Source organism: Microcystis sp. LE19-10.1B, assembly GCF_027530565.1.
GTDB lineage: Bacteria > Cyanobacteriota > Cyanobacteriia > Cyanobacteriales > Microcystaceae > Microcystis > Microcystis aeruginosa.
In genome coordinates this window covers 1-9,178 of sequence record NZ_JAPZQM010000253.1, presented here as the reverse complement: position 1 = coordinate 9,178, position 9,178 = coordinate 1, and the positions used below count along the sequence as shown (strand labels likewise).

The following is a 9,178-nucleotide window of genomic DNA, read 5'->3' as shown; positions in this document are numbered from 1 at the left end:
ACCCTTATAGAGAAAGGCATTTAGCGATTTTTGTCAATTGTTTTTTATCTAGAGCGAACTAATCAATTAAGTCTCTTGCCAGATAAGGATTTAGTCGATTTATGCCCCCCTATCGAACCATAACAAGTAACGAAGAGCCATCTTTGATAAGATTAACGTATAACCTTTAATTCTAGTTTGCTTGAGTTTGTCGTTCATGGCTTAGGGAAAATAACGGTACATTTCTTTACGGTGCAAAACTCGTACAAAGGCAATGATATTATCCTCAATATAAATACCTACGCGGTAATCTCCTATTCTTAGCCGATAGTAACTCGGTTTGCTTTCAATAGCTTTGATATTTCTTAATTCAGCTAGACTATTGGCTGCTTCTACCTCCGCAATGACAGATTCAATTCGTTGTCGTAGCTTACGATCGTTGATAGCGCCTAAATCTCGAAAAAAAAGGCGACGAAATTCAACTTGCATGATTTACTCTGCTAATAACGAAAAAATTTCTTCTCGACTGACATTTTCATCGTCAAGACCTTCCTCTATTGCCTTGGCTAGAGCAATATCCTCTATTACTTCATAAATTACATCTGTTAAAGTTTCCCGTTCTTGCAATAATAATTCATGCAAAATCTCTTTAACAATAGGCTTGAGTGCTTGAGCTTGATTTTCTAACATTTTTGTCTCCTAATCAATGTTTTGCTTAATTTTAATAGTCGCTTTTCCTGTAACCCTTACCCCTTTTGTGCCAATTTGTTCTGTTTTAGTCGTTGTTTTTCCTTTCACTATTTGATCAATTTCAGCATCTAGTTCTCCCGCTTCAAAGTCATCTAAACCAACTTGGCTGATTTCCCCTGCTTGAATTTCCTGTCCTAAAATTCGTAACTCCTCAGCAAAAAGAGGATCTTCAGCCAAAATTATATCCAACTTTTTGGTAATAGTTTCAATGTCCGTACTGTCTCCACTTTCCAATTTAGCCAATGCTTCATTGACCTTGACCGATTTTCCTTTCTCCACAATACAGGAATTTTCGCCACAGCCTCCGCCGTAAAGCGTTTGGCTAAATCTCCTGTACCTGATTTAATGAACTCTTGGATTGCCAGAGTTACCAGTACACTCGCGGTTAAAGGGTCAGTCATCTTTAACTCCTTCAGGGTTTGGGTTGAGAGATTCTCTGTTCAGCGTAAGCCTTACGCCTCTAACGGTTTAGGGGATTACTCTCATAATAAAGCAAAAATTACTTATTGGCTGACGTTTTCATCATTTATTTCGGGGTTGTCGGTTCTGACTGAAATGTAATAGAGGATATTTGGGCTACGCGGAAATAGCCTGGGGACGTGGGAGAGATTTGCCTTGTGCAGTGTAGTCTTCGATAAGGAGATATAGAACTTCAAGGGCATTTTGTAGGGCTGCATTGTAGGTTTCACCATGGGTATGAGTATAGGGTCCAAACTCAGGTAGATGGGCGATAAATTTTTGGTCTTCATCTGACCATTGAATGGTGATGCTGTAGTGATGGGTCATGGGGTGTTTTCCTCCTCTAGATTTTGTAGTTCTTGCAGGGCGTTTTGGACTAATTCTATTATGGCAGCCGATAGTAACTGGGATTATTGCTATACTGGTGGCTCTTGACAAAAAATCATGTTAATTATTTTTCTGATGAAGATTATTATTCACCTTTTCATGTACTATGAATAGATGGCAAGATTGTTGAAGGATCACGAGCGATGCAATTTCTAAGGCTCAGAGTTAAAACTGCTTGGAGAAGTAAAAAAATAAGGGGAATTATATCGCTCCTATTGCTTTTTATCTTGATGCCAATTTTTCTTTATGCTTGTTTTAGTGATCTTCCTAACCAATCATCGGAGCAACTGCAAGGAACCCTTTTGGTTTGGTATCCAGAAGAGGGCAATTTAACTGAAGTAGTAGGTCTCGGTTTGCAAGAGTTTGAAAAATTAAATTCGCAGGTGACAATTCTTGAACAAGCTATTCCTGTTGATGAGATACCCGAACGTTTTTTTAAACAATCTCAAAGCGGATTGGGTGCGAGTGTTATTCTAATTTTTTCGAGAAATATACCCAGATTAGTATCCCAAGGAGTACTGGAGGAAATTGACCAGAACAATCTAGATTTATCTATTTATTATCCCCCGACGCTGAAACAAGTTAGCTATCAAGGAAAAATCTACGGCATTCCCTTAGGTTCTCGTACCAATGTACTGTGTTATAATCAAAAAAAATTACAAGTTAGTCCCGATCCAGCGCTGAAGCAACCTCCCACCAGTTTAGGGGGATTAGTGGAACGTGCGCGCAAAGGCTATTCTGTGGGGATAGTTTCCTCTTTTGAAGATACTTTTTGGGGAATGGCAATTTTTGGCGGCTATTTGTGGGATGATCAGGGTCGGCTGCAACCTCGCTTAGATGGTTGGGCAAAATGGCTAGAATGGCTAAAATTTGCCTCGTCACAGCCTAATTTTATCCTCAATCGTCAACGGGAATTACTTCATGATGCCTTTGCTGGAGGTCGCTTAACCTATTATGTGTGTAATTCTATTGAAATTGCCGATTTAAAAAACAGCCTACAAGATGATCTCAGAGTCGCTTTACTTCCCCAAGAAACTCAGGGTAAAGCAGCACCAATTCTCTATACACGGGTGATGGTATTTAATCGCAATAATAGTGATAATGAAAATAGTTTGGGGTTAGCTTTAGGAAAATTTCTCTCTAATCCCGAACAACAATTACAAGCAATCATCCAAACAGAAAGTTTTATTCCCACTAATCGACGGGTGCAGATCGAAGGAAATTTACTACCGCTCGAATCGGTATTATTACAACAATCTCAAAATGCCGTGGCAGTACCTCTGGATGATTGGGAAAAGTTGAATAAAATTTTAGAAGAAGGAGAATTTTGGTATGAAAGAGCGATCGCTGGTGAAATATCTTCCTCAGCAGCAGCCCAAAAACTGACACTTTATATTCAATCAGGTCTCGATCAGGAAGTCAGGAAAATAAATTAATTATGAACAACAATATCCCCTCTCTTTCGGAAATAATTGCTAACCAATTATTATTTTTAGGACGCAGGAATGTTCAAAGTCAATTAGCGATCATTTTTCTGTCTTTAATTCTTGCTTGGTTATTATCAAAATGGTTATGGTCTTACTTAGAAAAAAGATTTACTCCCGTCACCAGTTTGATCCATAGTGATAAAAAATTAACCCTCCGTCAATATTTTGCTATCCTGATACATTTTCTTAATTTTCCAGTTATTAGTCTAATTTTACTTGACTTAAAGTATCTAATTTTTTTCAGTCAAAACTGGACAAGAGGAATGATTAATTTATCCATACAATTAATATTTTTTTATTTGATTTATCGTTGTTTATTAGCTGGATTATACGCTAGGTTTTCCGTCAATACAATTAAATATTATCATGGTCGGCTTTTAGCACCTTTATTGGTATTATTCCTCCTGAGAAATATTATTGGTGTTTACAATAATATTCAAGAAATTGCCCAAGTATCTCCCTTCAATTTATTCAATAGTCCGATCACATTGAGAAGCATATTTATTTTGATAATAGCTCCCTATTTTCTGGTAATTATTGTTGTTCTTATAGAGAGTATAATTCTGAGCATTACTAATTTAAATCAGCAAGCGAGTCGCGGTGAAATTGAAGCAACTTTACTGTTAGGACGTTATTTTTTCATTGTCTTAGGTTTTATTATCATCTTGGGTTATGTGGGAGTTAATGCAACGGCAATAGCGGCAATTACTGGCGGTTTATCGGTGGGTATTGGTTTCGGTATGCAGCAAGTGGTAAGTAATTTCATTAGCGGTATTTTACTATTATTTGAAAAAGTTCTCAAACCCGGTGATATCATTAATATTGAAGGACAGACTTCTCAGGTAAAAAAGCTAGGTATTCGAGCGACAACAGTGCAAATTCTTACAGACAATTCCGAAAAAATTATTCCCAATCAAAAGTTTTTTACTGAGGATGTCACCACCTACACGGGTAGTGATAACTTGATTTATTGTTCAGTTGTTATCGGAGTTGGTTATAATTCTAACGCCCAACAGGTGATGAATTTATTGCTAGACATTGCCGAGCAACATCCTCACATACTTAAAAACCCCGAACCAGTAGCCTTTTTTCTTAATTTTGATCATTCTAGTTTAAACTTTGAATTAAAGTTCTGGTTGGATGATGTCAACAGGAAAAAGCGAGTAATTAGTGATATTAATTGTGTTATTCTTGATAGGTTTACTCAACAGGGTATCGAGATTCCCTTCCCGCAGCAAGATATTCACATTCGCAATAATTAGCAATTTATCCCAGTCAAAAACCCTATCGGATTATTTTCATCTCAAAATATATCACTTTCACTTATTAAATGTATGTATTTATTGTTTTTTTATTAATGACTCATGTCTTGACATAAAAACAACTTTAATATAATATCTATTTTAGATGTTATACTCAGAAATACTCAATAATCTAGAATCAAAATCTCCCAGATTAATCTATCGAGGTTTTGCTCATGCTTTTTCGTCCTACTTTGCTTGGCACTTTATCGCTTGCCCTAGCCTTAAATTGGCCCCTTAGTACCTCAGAAACCTTCGTCTCAATACCTTTGAGCCGTGGTTAAGGAAATCAAGTAACCAAGACCGTTTTTCAACTGGCCGTATGCTACTTTTCCCTTTTAATTGTTGTCATTTACCCTAACTAAAAATCCCATGATTATCCCCCGTTTACAAAATCGTTTTCCCAGAAATAATCCCACCCGTCGGCTGCGAGCTTTTCTCCTAGGTCTTTTCGCCGCGGGTATGACCGCTTTACCCCTAAAAGCCGCCGAAGAAATTGAATTTGTCTATACTCCCCTCGTCTTTTCCGTATCGGTAGCATCCCTAGAAACCTTTGCTAAAGAAGGAAAGATTGATGCTAATTTAAAAAGATTTCTCGCCAGAGCAACTCCCGAAGCAAGAGAGCAGTTTCGTGAGGCTTTATTAACAAAAATTGACATCGATCCTGTTTTACTATCTCGTTTTTTTAATAGTGTGATGGGTGCTGATATGCTCTCTCGTTTGGGCAAAGGCATCACCATTGAAGGGGGAATTAATGGTAAATATGCCCTGCGGGGTGCGATTGTTAGTGCCGCTTTCGATCCGGGGGGATTAACCCTTTTAAATGTCCTGAAAAAATTCCCCAATAATATACAGTTACAGGGGGAAGAAATCCTCGGATTAGCTAAAACCATCGATTATGCGGTTTATGTGGCGGAAATATTTATCAAAGATATGCGCCTCTGGACAGCCGAGGAAGCCGCTGCCGTTAAACCAGCGATTAATTATGCCAGTTTACCCGATTTGCGTCAGCGCGGTAGCTTTCAGGTAAAAAAAGAAGTTTGGAACCTAACCGATAGCAGTCGCAATCGCAGTTTATATGTGAATGTTTATATCCCGCAAACTTTCCGAGAAGGCAAAACACCTGTAATTATTTTTTCCCACGGATTAGCCTCGCGACCAGAAGATTATGCCCAAGCAATTGAACATCTAGCTTCCTACGGATTTTTAGTAGCGGCACCGCAACACCCCGGCAGTGATACCCAATACCTACAAGGAATGTTAGGGGGGTATTATCGCAATATTTTTGATGGCAATGAGTTTATTAATCGACCCAAAGATATTAGCTTTGTCATCGATGAATTAGCCAGACGAAATGCTAGTCAATTTCAAGGTAAACTTAACCTAACTAATGTGGGAGTAGCGGGTCATTCCTTTGGGGGTTATACATCTCTAGCTGTTGCTGGCGCGCAAATTGATTTTGATAATCTTGCTAAAGATTGTAACCGTCCTTATTCCGGGATTAATATCGCAATTTTACTGGAATGTCGCGCCCTAGAATTGCCTAGACAGGTCTATAATTTTCGCGATGAACGAGTCACGGCCGTCTTTGCAGCTAATCCCGTTAACCGCAGTATTTTTGGGGAAAAAGGTTTAAGTAAAATCTCGATTCCTGTCCTCTTGGGTTCAGGAAGTTATGACCCAGCAGCTAATCCGATTTTTGAACAGGCCATTCCTTTTACTTGGTTAAAAACGCCGGATAAATATCTGGCCATGGTGGAGGGACAAGCTCATGTAAATTTTACAGAATTGGATGCAGGAATGCAAAAAACCCTGGAGTCTGTGGTCGATATCACTTTACCCGATCAAAATTTAATCGAGGATTATGCGGGGGCTTTATTGGTCTCTTTTTTTGAAGTTTATATTGCTGATAATGAAAAGTTTCGTCCTTTTCTTCGGTCTAGTTATGCAGAATATCTCAGTCAGGGACAAAAGTTTAAATTAGACTTTATTACTGCCGCTTCTGACCAGAAATTATCTCAATTAATTGAGAAATTGCGAGTACATCGGCAATAGTAAAACGTAGGGTACGTTAGACGGCAAAAATTCCTGTTTTGACTTGAAGGTAACAATCCGTCCTAACGCACCACCTATCATCAACTAAGTAAAACGTAGGGTGCGTTAGACGGCAAAAATTCCTGTTTTGACTTGAAGGTAACAATCCGTCCTAACGCACCACCTATCATCAACTAAGTAGCTGGTTACAATTAAAGATAAAATACAAAAAACCAGAAGCCTGTCCCACTATCTAACAGTTAATTGAGATTACTTACTTATTAAGTGTCAAGTTCGTTGTTTTCTTTTCACTGATGACTGATGACTGATGACTGATAACTGAAAAATCTCCCCACTGCCCATCTGCAAAAAAGATTCTTTGGAGTTGTATAATCTCTAAAGGATTAGCGTACTCAAGAAAAAAATTATTTCATGCTCAGGAAAATTAGACTATCATACTTTGGCTTAATTTTAGGCAGTATTTTAACGGTTATCGGGATCATCGGTTATGCCCAAGGTAACGCCACGGTAAATTTAGCGGGTTTTTTCTACGGATTACCGTTATTATTGGGAGGTTTAGCCCTAAAAGCTTCAGAAATCAAACCTATACCCTTCAGTCAACCCACTAGCCCCGAAATATTGCAATTGCGCCAACAACAGGCCACTGTCACCCAAACCAAACTTCGCAACGATGTCACCCGCTATCGCTACGGACAGGAAGTGCATCTGGATGAAGCCCTAGAAAAGCTGGGATTAAGCCCCACGGACGAGGAAAGACCGACTTTAGTGGCAATTCGTGAAACTGCTGTTGATTCCGCCTATTGTCTCACCCTAGAATTTGAATCGCCCCTTTTACCCCTAGAAAAGTGGCTGGCAAAACAGGAAAAAATCGAAAGATATTTTGGACCAGGAATTAAAGCCGAAATTAAGCAAGTTGACGAGGAAAAAATTGATTTAGCCCTAATTACTATCCCTAACGCCTAAATGCTCACGCCTATTCAGTATGGCTTCCTAGCAATCGCTGCCGTGGCTGCCGGCTTAATTAATGCTCTTGCCGGTGGCGGTAGTCTGATTACTTTTCCGACGCTGATGGCGGTGGGTATCCCACCAGTGATGGCAAATGTGACTAATACCGTCGCTTTATGCCCCGGTTATCTGGGGGCAACTCTCGCCCAAAAAAAAGACCTGCACGGGCAACAAAAACGGATTAGGTTATTACTACCATCGGCAGTTATTGGCGGCATTATCGGTGGTATTTTGCTGTTAAATAGTAGTGATAAAGTATTTGAGCGCCTGATTCCTTTTCTGATTCTTTTAGCGGCGGCTTTATTGGCTTTTCAAGATACTTTACGCTCTTGGTTGCAGCGGCGACAGGGGGACGAAAATGGTCATATACCAGAAATTTTGGCGGTTTTACCCATCGCTCTCGCTTCAATTTATGGTGGTTATTTTGGGGCGGGTTTAGGGGTGATTGAGTTGGCAATTTTGGGCTTATTTCTCAAGGATAATCTCACGAGATTAAATGCTTTAAAACAGTTGCTTTCTTTGGTGGTTAATGTAGCGGCATCTTGGTTTTTTCTCTTTTCTAATCAGGTAGATTGGTCGGCGGCGATAGTGGTAGCAATTGGCTCTTTAATTGGGGGTTTATTGGGGGGAAAACTAGCTAGAATTATCTCTCCTAGTTATCTGCGCTGGACTGTGGTAATTCTGAGTATTATTACCGCTACAGTTTATTTTCTTCGTTAACAAAATGCTTGTCAATAAGGTGTTTTATTGAGGGAGATTGATAGATTTTTTCCTAGTTCTCAAACCTGTTCTAATTGTCTCTATCATACCAAATCCGCAAGGTGGGCGTAAGTCTATCTTCAGGCATTCCCCCGTGAGTTCAGAAGCCCCGACAATCTCGCCCAGCCGGGAGTTCACCCTAAAAAGATTGTCCCACTTCTAAGACTTTCGTTTGTCCGTTGCGAGACAAAATAACCTGTTGACTACCAACTTCCACTAAAGTCCAACCGTTGATAAATTCCCCCGGAGAAATACGCGTCGTTATCCCCTTATTATCAAATAAAGCTGAAGATCGATCGCCTAAATCCATCACCCCCACCAGGGTATTTTTTACCTGATTATTAGTGGGAATAACCGCTGCTGTCGGCCGATGCACTTGGGGGGCAGCCGGTAATGGTGGCGCGGAAATGTCGGGATTTGCGGGTGTAACCGGGGCAATTTTGGCAGCCGTTTCAGGGGTTTGGGGATAAACGGGAACGTAAATTCTTTCTATGATCTGGGGAGTATTATTAACCGGTAAATTAGCGGGGGGTGGTGGTGGAACCGTGGCTACCGGAGAAGGGTTATTTTTAGGAGAAGGATCAGGATCGGGGGATGAAGTTGCACCTTGGCGATCGATAATAGTCAGAGATGATTGCAGATAGGCGATAAACTTTTGATCTTCCGGGGAAATCGTGCCATTTTGAGAGACAGGGGCATTTTTTTGACTGATTAGCCATGCCACCACCCAACCTAGATAGACGCAAGCAATGACAAAAATAACTTTATCTAGGGGCATTCTCGGATTTTCTTCATGGCCCGCTGCCATATTTTTTGCACTCCTCGATCGCTGCTGTCGTTTCGATTCTAACAGGATAAGTACCTAAGCAAAATTAATTACACATCTAAGCTCTCAGCCGTCAGCCTTTTGCTGATGTGAGTAAACAGTGAACTGAAAACTCAAATCCGATCCCTGATAGCTGTCTCGGAGTCTCGGAGTCTCGGAGTCTCGGAGTC

General features: G+C 40.0%; 10 protein-coding genes. 5 read left to right on the top strand and 5 right to left on the bottom strand.

Annotated features, from left to right (window positions below; genetic code table 11):
* Positions 1–201: 201 nt before the first annotated feature.
* The 4 genes from O9332_RS09155 to O9332_RS09140 all read right to left on the bottom strand — a co-directional run bounded on the left by O9332_RS09155 (position 202) and on the right by O9332_RS09140 (position 1,515).
* Entirely contained in the window at positions 202–468 is a 267-nt protein-coding gene (locus O9332_RS09155) for a type II toxin-antitoxin system RelE family toxin (RefSeq protein ID WP_002763531.1), read from the bottom strand.
* A gap of 3 nt (positions 469–471) precedes the next feature.
* A complete protein-coding gene (locus O9332_RS09150; RefSeq protein ID WP_002763529.1) occupies positions 472–669 on the bottom strand; it encodes a hypothetical protein in 198 nt (65 codons plus the stop codon).
* A 9-nt stretch (positions 670–678) separates the two neighbouring features.
* Positions 679–1,008, bottom strand: a complete 330-nt coding sequence (locus O9332_RS09145; RefSeq protein ID WP_002763528.1) for a hypothetical protein — start codon at positions 1,006–1,008, stop codon at positions 679–681.
* A 297-nt stretch (positions 1,009–1,305) separates the two neighbouring features.
* On the bottom strand, positions 1,306–1,515 hold the full coding sequence (locus tag O9332_RS09140; RefSeq protein WP_002763527.1) for a type II toxin-antitoxin system HicB family antitoxin: 210 nt from the start codon (positions 1,513–1,515) through the stop codon (positions 1,306–1,308).
* A 203-nt stretch (positions 1,516–1,718) separates the two neighbouring features.
* Here O9332_RS09140 and O9332_RS09135 point away from each other — a divergent pair, with 203 nt between their 5' ends.
* From O9332_RS09135 to O9332_RS09115, 5 genes are all read left to right on the top strand, one after another.
* Positions 1,719–3,011 (top strand): sugar ABC transporter substrate-binding protein, encoded by a 1,293-nt coding sequence (locus tag O9332_RS09135; protein ID WP_002763526.1) that lies wholly within the window; start codon positions 1,719–1,721, stop codon positions 3,009–3,011.
* Positions 3,012–3,013: 2 nt separating this feature from the next.
* Positions 3,014–4,324 carry a mechanosensitive ion channel family protein gene (locus O9332_RS09130; protein WP_002763525.1) on the top strand — a complete coding sequence of 437 codons (1,311 nt, stop codon included), beginning with the start codon at positions 3,014–3,016 and terminating at the stop codon, positions 4,322–4,324.
* A gap of 411 nt (positions 4,325–4,735) precedes the next feature.
* Positions 4,736–6,418 carry an alpha/beta hydrolase gene (locus tag O9332_RS09125; RefSeq protein WP_288025037.1) on the top strand — a complete coding sequence of 561 codons (1,683 nt, stop codon included), beginning with the start codon at positions 4,736–4,738 and terminating at the stop codon, positions 6,416–6,418.
* A 411-nt stretch (positions 6,419–6,829) separates the two neighbouring features.
* Positions 6,830–7,381 (top strand): DUF2854 domain-containing protein, encoded by a 552-nt coding sequence (locus O9332_RS09120; RefSeq protein ID WP_002763523.1) that lies wholly within the window; start codon positions 6,830–6,832, stop codon positions 7,379–7,381.
* Complete coding sequence (locus O9332_RS09115) at positions 7,382–8,143, top strand: sulfite exporter TauE/SafE family protein (RefSeq protein ID WP_002763522.1); 762 nt, start codon at positions 7,382–7,384, stop codon at positions 8,141–8,143.
* 178 nt (positions 8,144–8,321) lie between these two features.
* Here O9332_RS09115 and O9332_RS09110 read toward each other — a convergent pair whose 3' ends face one another.
* On the bottom strand, positions 8,322–8,990 hold the full coding sequence (locus O9332_RS09110; RefSeq protein WP_002763521.1) for a hypothetical protein: 669 nt from the start codon (positions 8,988–8,990) through the stop codon (positions 8,322–8,324).
* Between the last annotated feature and the right edge of the window lie 188 nt (positions 8,991–9,178).